This is a genomic window from Aeromonas sp. S9(2024), from assembly GCF_041403185.1.
Lineage (GTDB): Bacteria > Pseudomonadota > Gammaproteobacteria > Enterobacterales > Aeromonadaceae > Aeromonas > Aeromonas enteropelogenes.
In genome coordinates this window covers 538,915-559,295 of the sequence record NZ_JBGLRE010000001.1, presented here as the reverse complement: position 1 = coordinate 559,295, position 20,381 = coordinate 538,915, and the positions used below count along the sequence as shown (strand labels likewise).

Annotated in this window: 15 protein-coding genes and 8 tRNA genes; 2 read left to right on the top strand and 21 right to left on the bottom strand. The window is 61.3% G+C overall.

All coding sequences use genetic code 11. From position 1 onward, the window contains the following. Positions 1-2 precede the first annotated feature (2 nt). Together ACB028_RS02555 and ACB028_RS02550 are read right to left on the bottom strand one after the other, a co-directional pair. Positions 3-1,550, bottom strand: coding sequence for an ABC-F family ATP-binding cassette domain-containing protein (locus ACB028_RS02555; RefSeq protein WP_371143413.1), 1,548 nt, complete (start codon positions 1,548-1,550; stop codon positions 3-5). A gap of 390 nt (positions 1,551-1,940) precedes the next feature. Further along, positions 1,941-2,261, bottom strand: a complete 321-nt coding sequence (locus tag ACB028_RS02550) for a DUF1622 domain-containing protein (RefSeq protein ID WP_371143495.1) — start codon at positions 2,259-2,261, stop codon at positions 1,941-1,943. Positions 2,262-2,495: 234 nt separating this feature from the next. On the opposite strand from ACB028_RS02550, the gene ACB028_RS02545 reads away from it, so the two are divergent. Then, positions 2,496-4,169, top strand: coding sequence for an Hsp70 family protein (locus ACB028_RS02545; RefSeq protein WP_371143412.1), 1,674 nt, complete (start codon positions 2,496-2,498; stop codon positions 4,167-4,169). Here the strand turns inward: ACB028_RS02545 and ACB028_RS02540 are convergent. The 7 genes from ACB028_RS02540 to pnuC form a co-directional block, all read right to left on the bottom strand. After that, positions 4,166-6,937, bottom strand: a complete 2,772-nt coding sequence (locus ACB028_RS02540) for a J domain-containing protein (RefSeq protein ID WP_371143411.1) — start codon at positions 6,935-6,937, stop codon at positions 4,166-4,168. The two genes, ACB028_RS02545 and ACB028_RS02540, sit on opposite strands and share 4 nt — an antisense overlap. A gap of 3 nt (positions 6,938-6,940) precedes the next feature. Next, the gene (locus ACB028_RS02535) at positions 6,941-7,690 is read right to left on the bottom strand and encodes a DUF1266 domain-containing protein (protein ID WP_042025645.1); all 750 of its coding nucleotides are present in this window, start codon (positions 7,688-7,690) and stop codon (positions 6,941-6,943) included. Positions 7,691-7,765: 75 nt separating this feature from the next. Further along, positions 7,766-8,686, bottom strand: coding sequence for an alpha/beta hydrolase (locus ACB028_RS02530; RefSeq protein WP_371143410.1), 921 nt, complete (start codon positions 8,684-8,686; stop codon positions 7,766-7,768). Positions 8,687-8,772: 86 nt separating this feature from the next. After that, entirely contained in the window at positions 8,773-9,099 is a 327-nt protein-coding gene (gene yqfB, locus ACB028_RS02525; RefSeq protein ID WP_371143409.1) for a N(4)-acetylcytidine aminohydrolase, read from the bottom strand. Positions 9,100-9,123: 24 nt separating this feature from the next. Next, a complete protein-coding gene (locus ACB028_RS02520; protein WP_371143408.1) occupies positions 9,124-9,795 on the bottom strand; it encodes a Crp/Fnr family transcriptional regulator in 672 nt (223 codons plus the stop codon). 104 nt (positions 9,796-9,899) lie between these two features. Continuing rightward, the gene (locus ACB028_RS02515; protein WP_371143407.1) at positions 9,900-10,625 is read right to left on the bottom strand and encodes a nucleoside phosphorylase; all 726 of its coding nucleotides are present in this window, start codon (positions 10,623-10,625) and stop codon (positions 9,900-9,902) included. A gap of 3 nt (positions 10,626-10,628) precedes the next feature. Beyond that, positions 10,629-11,345: a nicotinamide riboside transporter PnuC gene (gene pnuC, locus ACB028_RS02510; RefSeq protein WP_026457987.1), complete on the bottom strand. Its 717-nt coding sequence runs from the start codon at positions 11,343-11,345 to the stop codon at positions 10,629-10,631. A 260-nt stretch (positions 11,346-11,605) separates the two neighbouring features. Here pnuC and ACB028_RS02505 point away from each other — a divergent pair, with 260 nt between their 5' ends. Next, entirely contained in the window at positions 11,606-13,438 is a 1,833-nt protein-coding gene (locus tag ACB028_RS02505) for an SLC13 family permease (protein WP_371143406.1), read from the top strand. 166 nt (positions 13,439-13,604) lie between these two features. Here the strand turns inward: ACB028_RS02505 and ACB028_RS02500 are convergent. From ACB028_RS02500 to ACB028_RS02445, 12 genes are all read right to left on the bottom strand, one after another. Continuing rightward, a tRNA-Leu gene (locus ACB028_RS02500) sits at positions 13,605-13,688 on the bottom strand. A gap of 7 nt (positions 13,689-13,695) precedes the next feature. Next, a tRNA-Met gene (locus ACB028_RS02495) sits at positions 13,696-13,772 on the bottom strand. A 39-nt stretch (positions 13,773-13,811) separates the two neighbouring features. Continuing rightward, positions 13,812-13,886, bottom strand: a tRNA-Gln gene (locus ACB028_RS02490). Between the two features lie 44 nt (positions 13,887-13,930). After that, positions 13,931-14,007, bottom strand: a tRNA-Met gene (locus tag ACB028_RS02485). 39 nt (positions 14,008-14,046) lie between these two features. Next, a tRNA-Gln gene (locus ACB028_RS02480) sits at positions 14,047-14,121 on the bottom strand. A gap of 41 nt (positions 14,122-14,162) precedes the next feature. Beyond that, positions 14,163-14,237: transfer RNA gene (locus tag ACB028_RS02475), tRNA-Gln, on the bottom strand. A gap of 146 nt (positions 14,238-14,383) precedes the next feature. Continuing rightward, a tRNA-Gln gene (locus ACB028_RS02470) sits at positions 14,384-14,458 on the bottom strand. A gap of 8 nt (positions 14,459-14,466) precedes the next feature. Next, a tRNA-Met gene (locus ACB028_RS02465) sits at positions 14,467-14,543 on the bottom strand. A gap of 712 nt (positions 14,544-15,255) precedes the next feature. Next, a complete protein-coding gene (gene ychF, locus ACB028_RS02460) occupies positions 15,256-16,347 on the bottom strand; it encodes a redox-regulated ATPase YchF (protein ID WP_026457962.1) in 1,092 nt (363 codons plus the stop codon). A 60-nt stretch (positions 16,348-16,407) separates the two neighbouring features. Further along, complete coding sequence (gene pth, locus ACB028_RS02455) at positions 16,408-16,998, bottom strand: aminoacyl-tRNA hydrolase (protein ID WP_371143405.1); 591 nt, start codon at positions 16,996-16,998, stop codon at positions 16,408-16,410. A gap of 201 nt (positions 16,999-17,199) precedes the next feature. Beyond that, on the bottom strand, positions 17,200-19,188 hold the full coding sequence (locus ACB028_RS02450) for a bifunctional UDP-sugar hydrolase/5'-nucleotidase (RefSeq protein ID WP_371143404.1): 1,989 nt from the start codon (positions 19,186-19,188) through the stop codon (positions 17,200-17,202). A 101-nt stretch (positions 19,189-19,289) separates the two neighbouring features. Further along, positions 19,290-20,237, bottom strand: a complete 948-nt coding sequence (locus ACB028_RS02445) for a ribose-phosphate pyrophosphokinase (protein WP_026457470.1) — start codon at positions 20,235-20,237, stop codon at positions 19,290-19,292. Between the last annotated feature and the right edge of the window lie 144 nt (positions 20,238-20,381).

The window sequence follows — 20,381 nt, the reverse complement described above, 5'->3', positions numbered from 1 at the left end:
CCTTAAGCTTGGGTCGACACGGCGGCGAACTGCTGGATGTCCACCACCCGATCCGGCCAGTCGGCCACAAAGGCCGGCTCGTGGCAGACGGCGAGCACGCTACCCGGGTAGTCGCACAGGGCCTGACGCAGGGCGGCCTTGGTGCCGGCATCCAGGTGGGTGGTCGGCTCATCCAATATCAGCAGATGAGTGGGCTGCAACGCCAGTCGGCACAGCTTGACCCGGGTCTGCTCACCGCCGCTCAGGGCACTGATGGGCTGGATGGCCAGCTTGCCGCCGATGCCAAGGCGCGCCAGCTGCTGGCGGGCACCCTTGTCATCCAGCCCGGGGGCGACGGCCTTGACCAGAGCCAGCGGGGTGGCCGCGGGATCGGGCCAGTGCAGCGCCTGCTCGAAGTAACCCGATTTGAGGCCGGGGGCCAGGGCCAGCTCACCGGCGAGCGGGACGAGGCGGCCGGTCAGGGTGTTGAGCAGGGTCGACTTGCCGATGCCGTTGAAGCCGGCGATCACCACCTTCTCGCCGTGGCGCAGCTGCAGGCTGAGCGGCGCCAGCAGGGGCTGGTGGTAGCCGATCTCCAGCTCGCTCGCGGCCAGTAGTTGCGGGTGGCCTCCCTGGGCGGCGCGAAAGCTGAGGGTGACCGGTTTGGCCTGCTCGGGGGGCGCCAGGCGCTCGATGCGCGCCAGCTGCTTCTTGCGGCCGTTGGCGATGCTGGCGTTGACCCCGGCCCCGTTCTTGGCGATGAACTGCTCGAGCCTGTCGATCTGCCGCTGCTGGGCCTGGTATTGACGGGCGTGCAGCGCCTCGGCTGCGCCCTTCTGGGCCAGCGCCTGGTCGAGGTTGCCGCGATAGGTGTGGATCTGCTGGCGGTCGATGTCGGCGATGGCGGTGGCGATGCGATTGACGAAGGCGCGGTCGTGGGAGACCACCAGGAAGGCGCCGGGGAAGCGCTCCAGGTAGCCCGCCAGCCAGTCGACGTGGGCCGTGTCCAGGTAGTTGGTCGGCTCGTCGAGCAACAGCACCTCGGGCGTGCGCAGCAGCAGGCCGGCCAGCATCACCTTGTGGCGCTGGCCGCCGCTGACATTGGCGAGCAGGGTCTGCATGCCGAGCTGGGTCAGGCCGAGGCCGGCCGCCACCTCGTCGATGCGCGGATCTAACTGGTAAAAACCCTGGCTCTCCAGGTGCGCCTGCAGATCGGCCGCCCGGGCCAGCTGCCGCGACCCCAGTTCGGGGTCGGCGTAGAGGGCCAGCATCTCGGCTTCCGCCTCATAGAGATCGGCGAACACCGACTGCAGGTAGCCCCGCAGGGTGAGGTGGCCATCCCGCGCGGCGTGCTGATCGAGATAGCCCGCCTTGATGCCGGGCTGCCAGAGGATGTCGCCGCCGTCTGGCAGGCGTTCCCCCTGGATCAGCTGGAGCAGGGTGCTCTTGCCGGCGCCGTTGTGGCCGGTGAGGCAGACATGCTCGCCGGCGTGGAGACGAAAGCTCGCCTGCTGGTACAGGGTCTTGTCGCCGATGTGATAGGTCAGGTTGTGGATAGTGAGCACACTCATGGTTGTAACATCCATAAAAAACGGGGGGCAGGTACGCGACGTACCGGCCCCCCGTCTCAGCAAGGTGAAACGCTGCCAAATGGCAGAGACAAAAAGGCCGGCGATGAAGCATCTCGCCGGCCTGTGTCTCCTGTTTTCATCAGATGCGGGGCGGCCTCCCAAAGAGAGGGCATTCGCGCAGCTGATGAAGATTCAGTCGATGGGCTCCGGGCAACACTTCATCGTGTTAGTGCACGGAGCACAGCCTCCTGACCGAGCATTTGAACAGGATGTACAACATTGAAAGCAGTCCTACAAAAATTCTGGTCGCAAAATACCCAGCTTGCGCCCGTGCGTCAACCCGTGAGTTTTTTCGCCGCCAGGTTCGGGGTGGCAAGGCTTGCCGCCATATCAGGTTTTCTGCTGCTCGCGCTGCTCCTCGAGTTCCTTGCCGAGAAAGTAGTTGAGAAAGGTGCGGATCACCGCGATCACCGCCAGGCGGATCAGCTCTTCCTGGCTCGGGGCTATGGTGGTGGCCAGGATATCGGCGGCGAGCTGGAACTCCAGCGCCAGAATGAGCCAGCTGCCGAAACAGAGGCGAATACGCGGAAAGCCGGGTTCATGATCCCGTTCCCGGGCCGCCAGCCAGAGGGTTTTGCCAAGGCCGATGACCACGCAGGCCACCGAGATAAGTTCGAGGGAAAACTGAACCAGCTCCACGCCGTGCAGCATGCCCTCCTTCCACTGGGCTAACGCCAACCAGTCTGTCACTTGGCATCCTCCTGATAAAAATGAGTCCAATGTTATTAACATATTGATCCATAAAGGCCAAATGCCGTACGGCTCGGAAAAGGACAATGAGGATGAGCAAAAGGGCTCAAAGATAGAGTTCCACTTGACTGCGAACAATCTCCATCGCGACAATCCAGATTCTGAAATGGACTCAACATACGTAGAGGTATCGTCATGACAGCGGTTCCGACGCCGGCCATCGGCATCGATCTGGGGACAACCAACAGCGCGATTGCCGTGTGGCGGGAGGGCAAGGCTCACCTCATTCCCAATGCCCATGGGGAGGAGCTGACGCCATCGATCGTCTGTATCGGTGAGGACGATACCCTGCTGGTGGGCCAGGCAGCAGCCACCCGCTTGCTGACTCATCCCTCCAATACTGCCTCCCACTTCAAGCGTTTTCTCGGCAGCGAGCGGCGCTACCGGTTGGGCAAGGAGCAGTACAATCCGACCGAATTGTGCGCCTTGATACTGGGTAGTCTGAAGGCGGATGCCGAGGCCTGGCTTGGCCACGGGGTACGCGAAGTGGTCATCTCGGTGCCGGCCTATTTTGGCGATCAGCAGCGCAAGCAGGTGCGGCTGGCGGCCGAGCTGGCCGGGCTTGATGCCGTGCGCCTTATCAACGAGCCGACGGCCGCCGCCATGGCTTACAGCCTGCACGAGCAGCACAGCCGCCGCTTTCTGGTGTTTGACCTGGGGGGCGGCACCTTCGACGTGACCGTGGTGGAATATCAGGATGGCATCATGGAGGTACGCGCCTCGGCGGGGGACAACCGGCTCGGTGGCGAGGACTTTACCCAGGATCTGGTCGATGCGGTGCTTGGCAGGCTCGACACCGATCGCGGCGAACTGACGCTCTCCCAACTCGGGCAAGTTTATCTGGCCTGCGAGCGGGCCAAACGTCATCGCAGTGGTAGCGGCCTTGAGGTCGAGCTTGGTGCGGAGTGGAACCGGACGCTCGGGTTCTCCGAAAGCGAGCTGGCCGACATCTGGCGCGAGACCCTCAACCGGCTGCGCAAGCCGCTGAGCCAGGCGCTCTCCGATGCGCGCCTGCGGCCCGACGAGGTCGACGAACTGATTTTTGTCGGTGGGGCGAGCCGCCAGAGCGAGGTGCAGCAAACGGCGGTGCGCCTGCTCGGTCGCTTTGGCCGCCACGAGCTGGATCCGGATCGGGTGGTCGCCATGGGGGCCGCTATCCAGGCAGCCTGCCGCCTGCGCGACAGTGCGGTGGAGGAGCTTATCATGACCGACGTCTGTCCCTTTACCTTGGGGATTGCGGTTAATCAAGGGGATCAGAGTGGCGTGTTCAGTCCCATCCTCGAGCGCAATATAGTGGTGCCGGCCTCACGGGTAGAGCGCTACCACAGCGGCCATGAACAGCAAAAGTCCGTCTGCATCAGCATCTATCAGGGGGAGCGGTTCTGGGTGCGGGACAACCTGCATGTGGACGATCTCGAGATCCCGTTGCCGACCGGCAAGGGCATTCAGGAAGTGGACGTGCGTTTCAGCTATGACATCAACGGCATGCTGGAGGTGGACGTGACCCTGGTGAGTTCGGGTGAGCAGTTCCAGAAGGTGATAGACCGAAGTCCGGCTGGCGTGACCGAAGAGGGCAAGCGCGAGAGTCGCGAGCGGCTCGCACGCCTCAAGCAGCATCCGCGCGATGCGTTACCCAATCTGACCCTGAGCGAGCGATTACAGCAACTCTATGAAGAGAGCATCGGTGACGAGCGGCGCCAGGTCGAACAGTGGCTGCTGCAGTTTGAACGGGTCCTGGCCAGCCAGGACCCGCAAGTCATCAACTCGTTCCGCCAGCAGATGAACAAACTGCTCAAGCAGTGGCACTAGTCGAGGATGTCGCTCAGCGACATCCTGCCCTGCTTGTAGAACTCCCTGGGCCAGCCACGGTGCAGTGCGCCCGGTCTTAGCCGGCTGCTCATGACGAGGTGGCCGAGCCACAGGGGGACCGCCAGCCAGGCGCTGTTGATGTAGAACGCGATGGCTAGCCAGATCAGGCTCCAGAGCAGATAGTTCCGACTGGTACGCGGACGTGTCTGGGCTCGGCAGATATGCCACATCAGATAGAGATTCATGAACAGCATCGCCGCCATATCCAGACCGAGGGAATAATATTCCACCCAGTAGGGGGAGCCGGAGGCGAGGACTTCGCGCAGGGATGGTTCCAGTGGAAACACGAAGTAGGGCAGGATGGCGGACAGTATGCTGACGAACATCAGCTGTGCACCGCTTTGTAGCCTGAAACGCTTTCTGGCGTGTGCCCTGTCATGTTCAAGCTGGGCGTTGAGCTTGTCCTCCAGATAGCCCTGCACCAGAGAGCGCACCTCCTGCTGGGCTGGCGTGAGGTCGTCCCGTTGCTTGTAAAGCGGGTCGAGCTGACGGGCCTGAAAGCCATTTCTGCCAAAATCATGAGCCAGCATGGCCAGAGCATAACAGACGGGATAGACAAACTTGGCCGCCGCTTCGTTCGGGTGGTGTTTCTCAAGTTCTTCCAGCGTGGTGATATTGTCGGGGTCCTGTTGCAGGTAAGCGTAAATCAGCGACTCTTCGGCGTAGGGGTAGACTTCCAATGCTAACCCCTGTGCCTGGCGCAGTTTTTCGAGCCGTTCGCGCAGCGGTGTCAAAATGTAGCCATAGGACTCGTTGCTTGCCTTGTGGCTGAGCAGCAGGTTCCACAGCACTATGGTGCAGGCCAGATCCGGTTCGTTATCCAGTCGTCGGTCGATCAGGGCGGCCAAGGCGGGCAGTTCGTTCAAGCGTGCGCGTTCGAGAAGCGCCTCGTCGCCGACATCGGAGCGTTTGAGGAGTTCGGTCTGGTTGCGCAGCTCCAGCGACAACACGTACTGCTGCGGCCAGCGGGCGCAGGCGTCCATGATGGCAGCCTGGTATAGGGTGGGCTGGGCACAGAGACGCAGGAGGGTGGAGAGCGGCGTGTCCTCCTGACTGGCCGGCAGTGAGCCCATCGACTGGCGAATGGCGTCGAGATGCTGTTTCGGCGTCCAGGGCCGGGCATAGTAGAACTGCGCCCAGCGAAAACAGCCTGGCCAGCTCTCGCCATGCCAGGCATCGCTGAGCACCGTTTCGCTGTAGTAGCGTTGATGGGAGAGACGGGCGCCCAGATGCATCCCCTGCATCATCCGCTCATCCCATCCTTCATTGCTGGCACGCTGGGCGATGGCTTTGAACCAGGCGTCCGGCAGCAGCGGATAGCGGCGCAGGCACTCGAGCCACTGCTCCGGCGTTGCGCAGGCAATCTGTTCGGCACTGGGTGGCGAGGTGGCTAGCCAGTCATCGCTGCCATAGCGGGCAAGCAGTGCGTCAAGCAGGGGCAGTGCTGGCCGCTCGGCCAGTTTGCGGTGAGCGTGGCGTTGCAGCAGGCGTGCGAGGTACTGCCAGCCGCCCTCGGCCTCGGTCAGCTCGGGCTGTGTCAGTGCCGCTTCCAGTGCCTGCCAAGTGCCGTATTCGCTGTGCCACCAGAGGCGGGCCAGGGCACCGCGTGTGCCGGGTAGTGCGTCCAGCGCCAGGGCGGTGAGCGGCATATTGTCAAACCCCAGCATCTGGTCGTGCAGCCACTCTTCCACTGGGTCCGGTTGCTGCCAGGGCAGCATCAGCCACTGGGGCTCCCAATAGGCGCTGCGCGAGGTGGGCCACTTCTGGGCGGTGGCAAATGCCTGCAGCCAGCGGGACAGCGCCTGATCGCTGCCCAGGTGCCACTGGATGAGGTGATTGGCGAGCAGCGCCTCGTGGCCCTTTTCTTCCAGTGCCCCGGCAACCTGCATCACCAGCTGTTCCTTGCCGCAGCGCAGGCTGGCGTCGGAGAGCAGGTGCCAGTCATCTTCGCTGAGGTGATCCTGCTCGAGCAGAGCCAGGGTGAGCGCAAGGCGGTGGGTGGCATCACCGTCAGTACCGGCGGTATGGAGCGCGCGCAACTGCAGCCGGAGCAGATCCGGGTGGTCACCGACGATGGGCAGGGCATAGTGATAGATGAGCCCCAGCACGCCGTTGCGATCACCGGCCTCCAGTGACAGCAGCAGTGGTTGATAGAAGGCCAGCACGGCGCGCTGACGGGCGTGGTCCAGGGTGGCAAGCCACTCCAGAGGGGCTGCCAGCGGCGCCTGACGCCACCAGTCGAGAAATTCCCCCTTCTTTTGCATGTCGCCGGCGAGGCGCAGCAGTGACGCCCAGTCGAGCGCTTGCCAGAGACGCTCGATCACCGGTGCTGGCAGCCATTGCCATTGAAAGATGCGTTGCAGCACCTCGTCCGACAGCTGGCTCTGCTGGACCAGCGAAAGCGACTGCAGCGATGTCTGCCACTTATCCCACTCGGTCATGACAAAGCGCCGGCTGGCATCGCCAAGCAGTTCAAACAGGGCGGTCAGTTCAGCAGCGTCGGCCGGACGAACCAGCTCGGTCTGTGGCTTCGAGGCGTCACTCATGGCCGGACGCGGCCGGCTGGCTTCTTCATAAGCCTCACGCAGCAGGCGGAAGCCTTCGGGATCGTCTTCCGGGTGGCAGTCACGCAATTTGATATGGTAGGCGCGCTTGATAGCGGCCAGATCGTCGGTCTCTTGAAGCCCGAGTCGTTGCCAGATATCCATGATTTATTCCTGCGGCTCGCTGTTGAGGAGGTCAATGAGGCTTTGGGGCTGTTCTATGTCGGGTAGGGGGACCTCGTACCAGCTCTGTCCGTGGATCGGGTTCTCCTTATCCCTGAGCGCATCGGCCAGCATTGTCCTCATCTCCCTGGCAATCCAGCCGTGCAGCAGAGCCTGGGCGGCTTGCTCCGGCTCCCCCTCTTCATGACTGAATTTCCATAGGCAGCGGCCGGCATACCAGGCCTGGGTGTACTGTTCCCAGGAGCCATAACGCCGACGAGCCTGGTGGGCGAGATGGTTGTGGATAAAGCCGAACTCCTCCTCGCTTACCCAACCTAATCTAAGTCCTTCCCGGGTCAGATAGGATGCGCGCCCATAGTCCCACGCCTGCACACCATGAGGGCCGATATAGGGGGCGGTACGAGCCACGAAGTCGAGTGAGGCGCGGTGACGCGGCGAGGTTGCGCGCTCTCGCATGGCTTGCCACTGGCTTGGTTGCAGGCAGTGAAAGGCGCCGTACTCCTCGAGCATGAGATGCCCGTGACAGTCGCCAAAGGCCAGCTGACGGACCTGCCGGTGCAAGTCGAGACGATTCTCAATGCCCCAGTCCTCTGCGAGTGTATCGGGTTCTTCGAGCCCCTCTCGCAGGGAGGTGGGCTTGAGGTATTCCCGCCACTCGGTCTGGAAGGCGATCTGCGGCGAGGTCAAAGTCAGCCACCATCTTTCGTGGGGAGCAAGGTTGGCACTATTAAGCATGGTCGGAAGCCAGTCGCGTTTGGAACAAGTTGTAGACTATAAAGTCGGACCAAAATGGATGCAATTGCAGCTGTTTTATAACTCCTTTATCAGTGCCGCGAGCCGGGCGATAAGTTGGCGAGCCGCCGGGCTGACTCCTGCCAGCTGGAAGAAACCATGAATCACTCCGAGTTGCCGCTGGCAGGTGGCGCTCACTCCTGCTTGCAGCAGCTTGTGATAGAGGGTCTCTCCTTCGTCCCGCAGGGGATCGTATTCGGCGGTCACTATATGGGTCGGGGGCAGGCCTTGAAGGGCGGGGTGGCGAAGCGGACTCACCTGATGGTCACTAGCGGGCAGTTTGCCCAGATAGGCCTGAAAACCGCTTAACAGCATGTCGCGGGTGATGAGGTAGTGGTCACCGAATTGGCGATAGCTTTCGCTCTCTCCCAGGGCATCGAGCATCGGATAGATGAGGATCTGGGCGGCCGGCAGCGGGGCGCCTCTCTTCTTGAGGCGCAAGGTGGTCACGAGGGCAAGATGGCCGCCTGCGCTGTCCCCGGCGAGCGCGATGCGGTTCGGGTCTCCCTGCCACTTTGTGATATCGGCCATGATGGCAAGGGTTGCCGCCAGGGCATCATCATGGGCGGCCGGATAGGTATGCTCGGGGGCGAGGCGGGTGTGTATGGCAAACACCAGCGCATTGGCCCGGTTGCATAACATCCGCATCTGGCGGTCGTGGGTTTCGAACTCTCCGCTGACAAAGCAGCCGCCATGAAAGTAGATCAGCGCAGGAGAAGGGGAGTGTGAGGGAGCGACAGGCTGGTAGAGGCGGATGGCGTAATGCTCTGCCAGCCACTCTTCGATGCAGCCTACTTCCTCCCGTTCGCCACCCAGTTCGGCAGAGGCGAGGTAGCCTGCCCGCCTCTCTTCCCAGCTCAGATCACTCGCTTTGGGGCAACCCGCTGCAATGAAGTCTGCCACCATGGCCGCAATGGCCGGTTCAAGTTGTTTCTCCATGATGCACAATGCCTGTATATAAAAACAGGTATTGTGCGCTTCCTATTCGGGAGCACAAGCGAAGCGGCATGCGGCGGTTCACAAAATCAGGCTTCAACCAGTTTGAATTCAATTACATAGAGTGGCGGCAGCGCGGGATAGATGGCGCGGATCACCTCTTTCAGTTCGGCCAGGGTCATATTCTCCTGGCGGGCGTGTGCCTCGCTCAGGGCGTCGAAGGCCACCGGCGTGACCGACAGCACCTCTATGGTGCCAAACGGCTGGTGCTCCGGGTTGGTGAAGAGGGCGAGGTGCTGGCCCGGTTGCCAGCCCGCCTCGCTCTCGTCGCGGATGGTGATGGTCTTGCGGCCCGCCTGGATATCGGCCACGAAACGGCTGAAGAAGGTGAACTCGGGGTAGCTGGAAACAGACATGGGGACTCCGATGGTGATTAAACGTCAAAGGTCGAGATAGGCGCGCAGCTTGGCGAGATCGGCGATGGCGGGTCCGTCGGGCCCCTCGCTCAGGATCCCCTGCTCGATCAGCTCCTTGAGGGCGCGGCGATAGACCCGCTCCGTGGTGCCGAAACGCGCCGCCTCACGGGCCCGTTTGCGCGACCCCAGCATGGGGGTGCGCTGGCGCTCGCGCCATAGCTCGAAGGCGATGTTGTAGGCGATGGGGTGCAGCAAGCGGCTGGTGGTGATCTCCAGGGTATCCAGGTAGTCACTGGCCAGGGCCGAAGCGAAGAAGAGGGTCAGTGCAGGTTCGTCCAGCAGCCGCTGGGCCAGCTTGTGAGCGCAGATCACGCTGGCATCCAGCTCGGTCTCGGCCACCACGCTCCACTGCACCGGGGTGGCGCTGAAGAACTCCATCTCGCCGAAGATCTGGTGATGGCAGGCGATTTCCCCGAGCTGGAAGATGCGCCCCGAGTGCACAGTGCTGTTGAGGGAGACCCGCCCACTCTCCACCAGATAGAGGCATTCACTCTGCTCCCCCTGGCACATGATGGCTTCCCCCGGCAGGTAGCGGCGTAGATGCAGGCTGCACTCGGCCAGCGCCGCGGCAAAGCGGGGTTCGAGGGCCTTGAGTTCGGCGTGAAAGCGCCCGATGGGGTAGGGCTGTCGCTGCATGGCAAACCTGATGAACCTGATGAAGGGGCATGAGGCTAGCAAGAGCGCGGGCCGGATACCAGCCCGCGTCAGGCGGGATGTGCCGCAGTTAACGGTTTGCGGCGTTATTGCACCAGTGCCTCGAGGGCAGCGGTGGCGGCGAGCCGCTCGGCAGCCATCATGGCCTGCTCGGCGCTGGCGTAGTCGCCCACACCCTGCTGCACATCCTGTTCGAACGGCACCACGTTGCAAAGCACGGCGGCGACCCGCACCTGGCGAAGGCGCCCCACCGTCAGGAGCGATGCGGTCTCCATGTCGGCGCCGAGCACGCCCCGCTGATGCCAGTAGCGGCACACTGCCAGCTCGTCATCCCGGTAGAAGCTGTCGTGGGAGCGCACCAGCCCGTGCCAGTGGGGATGACCGCTGGCGGCGATATGGTCGAGCAGGGCGGCTTGCAGCCGAATATCGGCGCAGGCGGGGTACTCGGCGGGCAGATAGGCCAGGGAGGCGCCGTCATGACGAATGGCCCCTTCCACCACGATAAGATCCCCCAGCGCTATCTTATGCTGCAGGGCACCGGCGGAGCCGACCCGGACTAGAGTGCGAGCGCCGGATTGCACCAGCTCCTCCAGGGCGATGATGGCAGAAGCCCCGCCGATGCCGGTACTGCAGACGGTAATGGCTTGCCCCCGGTAGTGACCGTTGATCAGGCGAAATTCCCGATGCTGGCCGAGCGACTCGCACTGCTCTAGCTGGCTGGCGATGCGGTCGACCCGGGCCGGGTCGCCGCACAGCACCACCCGTTCGGCAATCTGATCCGGGCGGCATTGCAGATGGGGTAACAGGGTCATGGCTCAGGCCCCTTGTTGCTGGCGTTTGGCGGCCAACACCCAGAGGCGGGTGCCGTTGGCGGCGATGAACAGCAGGATCAGGTACTCCAGGGACATGGCGTAGACCCCCTGGGCGGCATAGATGCCGACGCTGATGATGTTGATGACGACCCACAGGATCCAGTTCTCCACGTATTTGCGGGTCATCAGGATCTGGGCGACCACGGAGAGCACCGTCATGGTGGCATCCCAGAACGGGAAGGCGTCGGGCTGTGGCTCCGGCAGCGTCAGACCGGCGCCGAAGGCGTTGAGCAGGGAGACAGAAGTGCGAGCCAAGGCGGCAAAGACAGGGTCGATATAGCGGGTCAGCAGGGCGATGGCCAGCACGCTCACCAGCGCAGTGGCGATGAGCTTGGGTTTGCTGAGCCAGCGGATCTGCAGGTGGTCACCCTGATCGTTGGTCGGGCGGGTCCAGGCGTACCAGCCATAGAGGTTGGCGCAGAAGAAGAACAGTTGCAGCAGCAACAGGCCGTAGAGCTGGATCTGGAAGAAGATGATGGCGAACAGGGTGACGTTGATGAGACCGAACAGGTAATTGATGGTCTTCTCCTGGCTGGCCAGCCAGATGCAGGCCAGGCCGAACAGGGTGCCGATGGCCTCGATCCATGACATGGCGTAGCCACCGCCCAGGGGGATGGTCACCAGGGTGTGATTGATACTGAACCACTCGAATATGCTCATTTGCTTGTCCTTGGCAGTGTGGAATGACGCGAGGTGGCCATTCTAGGGCCGATGCGGATCGCGGGGCAGGACTTTTGTCCGCCCCCGGCTTGCGTCATATCAAAGAAATCGCCAGTGATGTTCCTATTCAAGCCTTGATGAGTTATGGCTCATCAGGGGCCGGGGTTTATTGATATGTAACAAGACGATAGCGCTCAGGCTGTGGTCTGATAGAGTCCACTCTTCGGGAGGATAAACCGGGCGGTAAAAAGGAGGTGTCATTGAATTCCGAGTTGATCTGGGTGCTCTGCCTGCTGGCCGGGGCCATCTATCTCTTCATGACCAACAAGGTGCGCATGGACGTGGTCGCCCTCGGTGTGGTCATCCTGTTCGTGCTGAGCGACACCCTGACCCTGCAGGAGGCGCTGGCAGGCTTCAGCGACCCCAACGTCATCCTGATCGCCGCCCTGTTCGTGGTGGGGGAGGGGCTGGTACGCACCGGCATCGCCTATCAGGTGGGTGACTGGCTGGTGAAGGTGGCGGGAAACAGCGAAACCCGCTTGCTGGTGTTGCTGATGGTGGCAGTGGCGACCCTCGGCGCCGTGATGAGTTCGACTGGCGTGGTGGCCATTTTCATTCCCGTGGTGCTGAGCGTGGCGAACCGGATGGAGATACCGGCAGGCCGGCTGATGATGCCGCTCGGCTTTGCCGGCCTTATCAGCGGCATGATGACGCTGGTGGCGACGCCCCCCAACATGGTGGTCAACAGCGAGATGATGCGCCATGGCATCCACGGTTTCACCTTCTTCAGCTTCACCCCTCTTGGGGCCCTGATTCTGGTGTGCGGCCTGGGTTACATGTTGCTGGTGCGTGACTCTCTGGTGCGGCAGGGGGAGTCCGGCGTCAGCAAGGGGCCGGGGCGGCGAACCCTGCGCGACCTTATCCGCGACTATCGCCTGACCGGTCGGGCCCGCCGGCTGGGGCTGAGGCCCGATTCCCCCCTGATTGGCCATACCCTGGACGAGCTGCAGCTGCGCGCCCGCTTTGGCGCCAACGTCATCGGGGTGGAGCGCTGGCGCAAGTTTCGCCGAGTGATGGTGCCCGTCTCCGGCATCAGCGAGTTTCAGGCCCGGGACGTGCTGCTGATCGACATGTCCGATCCCGGGGTGGATGTCCGTCACTTTTGCAGCGAGGCGCGGCTCGAACCCATGATACTGCGCGGCGAATACTTCTCGGATCAGGCGCGGGAGGTGGGTATGGCGGAGGTCTCCCTCATTCCCGAATCCAATCTGCTGGGCAAGAGCATCCGCGAGGTGGCGTTTCGCTCCACCTATGGCCTGAGTGTGGTGGGGATCCGCCGCGACGGGGAGGCGCTGGCGGGCAAGCTGGTGGACGAGCCGCTGCTGATGGGGGATACCCTGCTGGTGGTGGGCAACTGGAGCCATATCCGGCAGTTGCAGACCCATAGCCGCGATTTTCTGCTGATGGGGCTACCGGCCGAGGTGGACGAGATGGCGCCCGCCCGCAGCCAGGCCATTCACGCCCTGATCGCGCTCGGGGTGATGATTTTGCTGATGGTGACCGATCCCGTGCCAAACGTGATTGCAGCCCTTATCGCCTGCCTGTTGATGGGCAAGTTCCGCTGCATCGACATGGAGAGTGCCTACAAGTCCATCCACTGGCCAACCCTGATCCTTATCGTCGGCATGCTTCCCTTTGCGCTGGCACTGCAAAAAACCGGTGGGGTGGATCTTATCGTCGATGGCCTGATGGCGCTGGTGGGCAACATGGGGCCCAGGGTGATGCTGGCCAGCCTGTTTGCCCTGTGCGCCGTGATCGGGCTATTTATCTCCAACACGGCGACGGCGGTGCTGATGGCACCCATTGCGCTGGGGACGGCCCAGCAGATGGGGGTTTCGCCCTATCCGTTTGCCATGACCATCGCTATTGCCGCCTCGGCTGCCTTCATGACGCCGGTCTCGTCACCGGTCAACACCCTGGTGCTGGGGCCGGGCAACTACAGCTTCGCTGACTTCATCCGCATCGGCGTTCCCTTCACCCTGCTGGTGATGGGGGTGAGCGTGGTGGCGATCCCCTGGTTTTTCCCGTTCTGAACTAGAACCTGAACGATGGCGGCCTGCGGGCCGCTTTTTTATGGACAAGCCGGACGATGGGCGTCGTGACAATCGAAAAGGAGAAAAAGAGAGAACAGGGGGGAAGAGGCAACTGCCAGATACAAAAAAACCAGCCTGGGCTGGTCTGTTTGATGACGCTTTTCAATGGTGCGGAAGGAGAGACTCGAACTCTCACGCCTAGGGCGCCAGAACCTAAATCTGGTGCGTCTACCAATTTCGCCACTTCCGCAAATTGATGGTGGCTATGACGGGATTCGAACCTGTGACCCCCGCATTATGAGTGCGATGCTCTAACCAACTGAGCTACATAGCCGTTTGTTATCGACCACAGACGTGGAAGAGAACAGAAAAATGGCTGGGGTACTAGGATTCGAACCTAGGAATGGCGAGATCAAAACCCGCTGCCTTACCGCTTGGCGATACCCCAACAGCGTTCTTCACAATCATGAGATTGAAAGGAACATTTTAAAATGGTGGCTATGACGGGATTCGAACCTGTGACCCCCGCATTATGAGTGCGATGCTCTAACCAACTGAGCTACATAGCCATTTGTTATCAACCACCTGAGTGGAAGAGAACAGAAAAATGGCTGGGGTACTAGGATTCGAACCTAGGGATGGCGAGATCAAAACCCGCTGCCTTACCGCTTGGCGATACCCCAACAGTGATGCCTGACAGAGACTATCAAACATCTTTCAAAAATGGCTGGGGCACTAGGATTCGAACCTAGGTATGGCGAGATCAAAACCCGCTGCCTTACCGCTTGGCGATGCCCCAACAGCGATGCCTGACAGAGTCTATCAAACATCTCTAAAAAGTGGCCGGGATACCAGGATTTGAACCTGGACACATTGACAAGTTCAACACTCATCAATGCTTCCCTTGACCTGTTACCGGCACCTGAATGCCGACAACTGAAATAATGGCTGGGGTACTAGGATTCGAACCTAGGAATGGCGAGATCAAAACCCGCTGCCTTACCGCTTGGCGATACCCCAACTAGAGATGGTGGCTATGACGGGATTCGAACCTGTGACCCCCGCATTATGAGTGCGATGCTCTAACCAACTGAGCTACATAGCCAACCTTGCTTCCGGTGAGTCGTTACCTCGTCACCGTGCGGGCCGAATTATGCGTATCTGGCTCTGGGGCGTCAACCCTTTTTTTGCCAGAAAAACTCAATTTGAGTGCGTTTGACCAGTTATTGGCCTCTGTTGCGCAAAAGCCCAACAATCTGCATTTTTTTAAATCATTCCCACTCTTTCGGCAAGCAGGATACAGCAAAACTCGGGCGTGGAATTGCTGCACTGTCATGAGGTTAGGGTGAAGAGAGCGAGCTTGCAGCCCTTTGCCATGGATTCTGTCGTCACAATGATCATTCTCCATGAGTCGCATCGTTTAAAATCAGCCGTTTGGTGCCTCCGGCTGGGAGATAAATGCGCTTTGTATCGGGTTGCTGTAGGCAAATATGCTGTGAGGCCGTTTTTGCCTGCTTCAATCGGGCAGAGGGGGTGGGGATTTTCGCTGCTCCTCTGGGCAAGGTAATAGAGGGCTCAGTGGCAGGGGGGCGGATCCCGTGCTGGCCTGCTGTTGGATGTCGCTCTCATCCGTAGGGCTGTCCTCACAGTAAACGCAGGGTAGCAGGGGTTGCTCAAGGGGCTGGGGGATAGGGAGGATGGAGAAGAAACAGGGGGAATCGCTAAAGAAGAAGCCCATCCGTTGCCGGATGGGCTTCTGGTTGTCTGCCGTATTACCTTGGTCCGGGCCTGTTGACCCGTAGTAAAGGGAAACGCGATTAGACGTTGAACAGGAAGTTCATGATATCGCCATCCTTGACGATGTAGTCTTTCCCTTCGGCGCGCATCTTGCCCGCTTCCTTGGCGCCCTGCTCACCCTTGTAGGTGATGAAGTCTTCAAAGGCGATGGTCTGGGCACGGATAAAGCCCTTCTCGAAGTCGGTGTGGATCTTGCCTGCCGCCTGCGGGGCAGTGGCGCCGACCGGGATGGTCCAGGCGCGAACCTCTTTCACACCGGCGGTGAAGTAGGTCTGCAGGTTCAGCAGCTGGTAGCCGGAGCGGATCACCCGGTTCAGGCCCGGCTCTTCGATACCCAGATCAGCCATGAATTCGGCGCGGTCTTCATCATCCAGCTCGGCGATGTCCGCCTCGATGGCGCAGCAGACCACGACCACGACCGCGTTCTCGGCGGCGGCGATTTCACGCACCTTGTCCAGATAGGGGTTGTTCTCGAAACCATCTTCCGCCACGTTGGCGATGTACATGGTGGGCTTCAAGGTCAGGAAGTTGAGGTGGCTGACGGCGGCCAGCTCTTCCTTGTCCAGCTTCATGCCACGGATCATCTGACCGTTTTCCAGGGCCACCTTGATCTTCTCCAGCACTTCCACTTCCAGCTTGGCATCCTTGTCGCCGCCTTTGGCCCGCTTGGCCTGACGGTGGATAGCGCGCTCGCAGGCATCCAGGTCGGAGAGGGCCAGCTCGGTGTTGATCACCTCGATGTCGTCGGCAGGGGAGACCTTGCCGGCAACGTGAATGATGTTTTCGTCGTCGAAGCAGCGCACCACGTGGCCGATCGCTTCGGTTTCACGGATGTTGGCCAGGAACTGGTTGCCCAGACCTTCGCCCTTGGAGGCACCGGCAACCAGACCGGCGATGTCCACGAATTCCATGGTGGTTGGCAGGACACGCTGGGGCTTGACGATCTCGGCCAGGGCATCAAGGCGGGGATCCGGCATCGGCACCACGCCAGTGTTCGGCTCGATGGTGCAGAACGGGAAGTTGGCGGCTTCGATACCGGCCTTGGTCAGCGCGTTGAACAGGGTGGATTTGCCTACATTGGGCAGGCCCACGATACCGCATTTAAAACCCATGGATTGTTACCTTATTGATGGATGCTGTAAGGGACGCCCGCAGGCGGCCCGTGTCATGCTTTATTCGGCCTTGAAGCTGTGCAAGCGGTTCATGGCCTTGGTCATATCTTGTTTGAACAGGATGTCGGTGGCGCGCAGGGATTCATCCAGCGCGGTGTCGATCAGGTTCTGTTCGCTGCTCGGTGCCTTGGTCAGCACGAAACCGGCAACTTGCTCCTTGGCGCCGGGATGACCGATCCCGAGGCGCAGCCGGAAGAAGTTATTGTTGTTGCCCATCTTGGCGATGATGTCCTTGAGGCCGTTGTGGCCGCCGTGGCCACCGCCCTGCTTGAACTTGGCGATGCCCGGGGGCAGGTCAAGCTCGTCGTGGGCAACCAGAATTGCTTCCGGTTCAATCTGATAGAAGCGTGCCAGCGCGGCGACCGCCTTGCCCGAGAGGTTCATGTAGGTGTTCGGGATGAGCAGCCGCACATCCTGCCCCTCGACCTGGATACGGGCTGTGTGGCCGAAGAACTTGGGCTCTTCACGCAGGTTGGCATTGTGCCAGCGGGCCAGTTGCTCCACGTACCAGGCACCCGCATTGTGGCGGGTCTTGGCATACTCCGGGCCGGGATTGCCCAGACCCACGATCAGTTTGATTTGGCTTGTCACGCTTGATGTCTTCACTCGCAGCTGTCCTGGGTACACTACCCAGGGCAATAGGACGCAATATTCTAGCCGCCGAGTGGCGATCACTCAACCGATGTGCACGGGGTGCCCATGAAATGGCGGGATCTGCCCGCGATTTGGCGGCCAACGTTCGGCAAACGGGCCTCTTGCAAGAGGCCCGTGCCGGTTCATCTCGTGGCGCCTTTATTTGGCGCGCAGCAGGGTGACCGTCTCCTCGTCCAGGGCGGTCAGGTTGGGGCGCGCCTCGCGCACGTACTGCACGAAGGAGGCGGCGTCAGTGCCGCAATCCACCCCTTTTGCCTTGCAATCGAGCGCCTTGCCGTCGGCATAGATGGCATTGAGCCGCTCGCCGCTTTGCCCCACCTTGAGCACCGGGAAGGCGGCCAGCTTGCCGTCGACGCTGGCGATGTCGACCCGCTCGCTCTGCTGGCGCTGGGCATCGGCCAGGGCCTGCCAGCCATCATTGCCATTGGCGCTGTAGGCATTCATTACCACCCGGTAGCGCTGGTCATCCATCAGATCCTGCCACTGGCCATCGGCCGTCTGGTATTGCAGTTGGGTGAGGGTGCCCGCCTTGCCTGTCTCTGTCTCCTGGAAGGTGTAACGCAGGTGGCCGCCATAGGGGAACTTGCCGGCGTGGGCGCTGGCGGGCAGGGTGGCAGTGATGGTTTCGCTCAAGAGGGCACGCACATCGGCACCGGTCAGGCTCAGCACCGCGAGCTGGTTCTTGAACGGCAGCAGGGTGAGGGCACTGTCCCCTTCGCGCCATTCGCCGGCCGGCAGATCGGCGCGCACGCCACCCACCGCCACCAGGGCGAAATCCACCGGACCACCGGTCAGGGCTTGCACCGCCGGGGTGTTGGCCCAGTAATACTGCCCTTCGGCGACCAGGGGGGCGACATCCGAGCCGTGGCTGTCGCTGCCGTTGTCGCCGGGGCGACGGGCATTTTGCAGCTGGGCGGGGATGGTGCCGATCACCGGGCCATAGGCTTTATCCAGTGCCGGTTTGTAGTGGCTGTCGATGATGCCGCGCAGGCGCGGATCCTCATCTACGGTCACCAGGTTGGGCTGGTTGTCGATGAACTGGCTAGCCTTTTTACTGCCCTGCTTGTCGAGGGGTTGGCTGCGGGCCGGATCGGCGAAGAAGTCGTGGCTGGCCAGCAGGCTGTTGTTGCCCTGGCAATCCTGCACCTGCCCCTGGCTGTCGAAACTTACCTGGGCCAGACCGATGGCCTGGGCGTAGGAGCCCGCCTGCACCACGCAGGTCTTGCCGATGCCGTCCGGATTGGTCACCAGCTTGGCGTACTCGCCGGTCTTGCCCCAGCCGATATTGCGAAAATCGCCGAGCAGGCTGTGGGAGTGGCCGCCGACGATGGCATCAATACCGTTGACCTTGGCCGCCAGCGCCAGATCCCGCTCGTTGCCGATGTGGGTCAGGGCGACGATCTGGTGAATGCCTTTGGCCTGCAGCATGTCGACCGTGGCCTGGGCCGAGGCCACTTCCTTGTCAAAGCGCAGTTTCCCCACGTTGGGGGCGATATTGCCCATGTCTTCCAGCACCAGTCCCATCACGGCGACCAGTTGCTTGCCTTGCGGCAGGTTGTTGAGATCGGTGACCGGGCTTTTCTGGTTGCCGTCGAAGGCATAGACGACAAAGGGCTTGAGATTGCTGACCTTGCTCAGGGCCGGATCGTCACGGGTATCCAGGTTGGCAGCCAGCACCGGGAAGTTGACCCCCTCGATGAAGCGGGCCAGCTTCTGGTTGTCGAGATCGAATTCGTGGTTGCCGAGCGCCATGGCATCAAGGCCGAACTGGCTTAGCAACTCGGCGTTGGCCATCCCCTCGTTGAGCTTGAAGTAGCCGCTGCCCTGCCAGGCATCGCCGCCGTGCAGCAGCAGCAGGGGCTGGTTCTTGGCCAGCGCTTCGGCCTGGTAGGCCTTTGCCATGGTGAGCAGGCGCGGATAGCCGCCAAAGCGGGTGTAGAGGGTGTCCGTCTCCTCGTCCTTGTTGAAGATATGTCCCGTCAGCTCGGCGTTGACCGGATCGAACTGGGAGTGGGTGTCGTTCATGTGTGCCAGGGCCAGCACGAAGGGCTGGTTCTCTTTGGCTGGCTGACAGGCGAACAGGGCGGAGGTGAGGGTTGCGAGCAGGAGAGGACGCAAGCAATTCATGGACAAATCCTTAATCCTGCCGGGGGCAGGGTAGTACCAGATATCAGGGTGCTAGAAAGACGAAAACCGCCGGTAGGCGGTTTTCGTTGATACAGCATCCATCAATGCTCGAACATGGCAGAGATGGACTCTTCGTTGCTGATGCGACGAATGGCTTCGGCCAGTACGGTCGAGAGGGTCAGTTGCTTGACCTTGCCAACCGCCTTCATCTCCGGGGTGAGCGGGATGGAGTCGGTGATGATCAGTTCGTCGATCACGGAGTTCTTGATGTTGTCGACGGCGGAGCCGGAGAAGACCGGGTGAGTCGCGTAGGCGAATACGCGCTTGGCACCACGTTCTTTCAGGGCTTCGGCGGCCTTGCACAGGGTACCGCCGGTGTCGATCATGTCATCGACGATGATGCAGTCGCGGCCGGCAACGTCACCGATCAGATGCATGACCTGGGAGACGTTCGGGCGGGGACGGCGCTTGTCGATGATGGCGATGTCGGTGTCATCCAGCAGCTTGGCGATGGCACGGGCACGGACCACGCCGCCGATGTCCGGAGAAACGACAACAGGGGCCTCGAGGTTCTTGGACTTCATGTCTTCCAGCAGCACCGGGCTACCGAACACGTTGTCTACCGGAACGTCGAAGAAGCCCTGGATTTGCTCGGCATGCAGGTCAACGGTCAGCACGCGATCCACACCGACGCTGGAGAGGAAGTCGGCGACAACCTTGGCGGTGATGGGCACACGGGCGGAGCGGACGCGGCGGTCCTGACGGGCATAACCAAAATAGGGGATAACGGCAGTGATACGGCCAGCTGAAGCACGACGCAGTGCATCCACCATGACGATCAATTCCATCAAATTGTCGTTGGTCGGGGCACAGGTGGATTGAATGATGAAGATATCGCCACCACGTACATTCTCGTTGATCTGTACGCTGATCTCGCCGTCGCTAAAGCGACCTACGGCAGCATTGCCGAGTTTGATAAACAGGCGATCTGCGATCTTCTGGGCTAGTTCCGGCGTTGCGTTACCAGCAAACAGCTTCATGTCAGGCACGGTTTGAAACCTCGGGGTTGCATCCAGTATGTGGGGGAGTCTGAAATCAGACCCGGATCGTTTGGGAGCAAACGATTTATCAAGATAACGAGCAAGATGTCTGCCGCAGTGAAACGGAGCACTTCAGGTCGGTGGGCGAGCACG

Bases quoted from the DNA above. Each gene is read 5' to 3' on its own strand.
- ACB028_RS02450 (WP_371143404.1), bottom strand. From the start codon at position 19,188: ATGAATTGCTTGCGTCCTCTCCTGCTCGCAACCCTCACCTCCGCCCTG.
- yqfB (WP_371143409.1), bottom strand. From the start codon at position 9,099: ATGTCTGTTTCCAGCTACCCCGAGTTCACCTTCTTCAGCCGTTTCGTG.
- ACB028_RS02540 (WP_371143411.1), bottom strand. From the start codon at position 6,937: ATGGATATCTGGCAACGACTCGGGCTTCAAGAGACCGACGATCTGGCC.
- ACB028_RS02550 (WP_371143495.1), bottom strand. From the start codon at position 2,261: ATGCTGCACGGCGTGGAGCTGGTTCAGTTTTCCCTCGAACTTATCTCG.
- ACB028_RS02545 (WP_371143412.1), top strand. From the start codon at position 2,496: ATGACAGCGGTTCCGACGCCGGCCATCGGCATCGATCTGGGGACAACC.
- pnuC (WP_026457987.1), bottom strand. From the start codon at position 11,345: ATGAGCATATTCGAGTGGTTCAGTATCAATCACACCCTGGTGACCATC.
- ACB028_RS02520 (WP_371143408.1), bottom strand. From the start codon at position 9,795: ATGCAGCGACAGCCCTACCCCATCGGGCGCTTTCACGCCGAACTCAAG.
- ACB028_RS02555 (WP_371143413.1), bottom strand. From the start codon at position 1,550: ATGAGTGTGCTCACTATCCACAACCTGACCTATCACATCGGCGACAAG.
- ychF (WP_026457962.1), bottom strand. From the start codon at position 16,347: ATGGGTTTTAAATGCGGTATCGTGGGCCTGCCCAATGTAGGCAAATCC.
- ACB028_RS02535 (WP_042025645.1), bottom strand. From the start codon at position 7,690: ATGCTTAATAGTGCCAACCTTGCTCCCCACGAAAGATGGTGGCTGACT.
- ACB028_RS02515 (WP_371143407.1), bottom strand. From the start codon at position 10,625: ATGACCCTGTTACCCCATCTGCAATGCCGCCCGGATCAGATTGCCGAA.
- ACB028_RS02530 (WP_371143410.1), bottom strand. From the start codon at position 8,686: ATGGAGAAACAACTTGAACCGGCCATTGCGGCCATGGTGGCAGACTTC.